The 815-nt window shown below is 79.1% G+C and carries 2 protein-coding genes; both read left to right on the top strand.

Going from position 1 to position 815, the window contains the following annotated elements; all coding sequences use genetic code 11:
- On the top strand, positions 1-495 hold a 495-nt coding region (locus HW578_RS27220; protein WP_198373809.1), incomplete at its 5' end, for a tetratricopeptide repeat protein.
- Positions 496-549: 54 nt separating this feature from the next.
- A partial coding sequence (locus tag HW578_RS27215) for an ATP-binding protein (protein ID WP_304621657.1) occupies positions 550-815 on the top strand: 266 nt, incomplete at its 3' end.

Raw genomic sequence — 815 nt, 5'->3', positions numbered from 1 at the left:
GCCGCCCGCCCTCCGCAGGGGCCGCCGCCCGCCCAGGCGCCGGCCCCGGCCCCGTTCAGCGTCCCGCCCCGGCAGGCCGAGCCGGCCAGCCCGCCGGCACAAGCCGGCCCCAGAACCGCTGAGCGCGCCCTGGCCGATGGCCAGGCGGCGCTCTCCCGTGGCGACTTCCCGACTGCCGAGGCCGCCGCGCGCGAGGTGATCGCCGGGCGGCCCGGGCCGCGCGCGCAGGATGCACAGCTGCTGCTGGGCGAGGCGCTGCTCGGCCGCCGGCAGTTCCAGAACGCCGCGCTGGCCTTCGACGAGGCGTATCGCCGCAACCGCCAGTCCAGCCGCGCGCCCGAGGCGCTGCTCGGCCTGTCCAACGCCTTCATCGGCTTCGGCGCCCGGCGCGAGGCCTGCGACACGCTCGACCAGTTGGCCTCGGAATACACGCGCCTGGCGCAGCCCCTGGCGGGCCGCGTGACGGATGCGCGGCGGCGCGCGCAGTGCCGCTGAGCCGCCGCGCATGGGGATAGCGCGGGCCTGACGCCGGAGGATTTCGCCGCGCTGATGGCTCCGCTCGGGCCCTTCGGCGTGGCGCCGCGGATCGCGGCTGGCGTCTCGGGCGGGCCCCACAGCCTGGCGTTGGCGCTGCTGGCCGACCGCTGGGCGCGCGACCGGGGCGGCGACCTGCTGGCGCTGGTCGCGGATCATGGGTTGCGCCCCGAGAGCGGGGCGGAGGCCGAGGGTGTCGCCGCGCTGCTGGCGGCGCGCGGCATCGCGGCGCGGGTGCTGCGGCTGGGGCTTCCCGGCGGGACGGGAGTTCAGGCGCGGGC

Origin of the sequence: Roseomonas rosulenta (genome assembly GCF_016106005.1) — a bacterium.
In the GTDB taxonomy this organism is placed as follows: domain Bacteria; phylum Pseudomonadota; class Alphaproteobacteria; order Acetobacterales; family Acetobacteraceae; genus Neoroseomonas; species Neoroseomonas rosulenta.
This window is presented reverse-complemented; position numbering and strand designations above follow the sequence as displayed.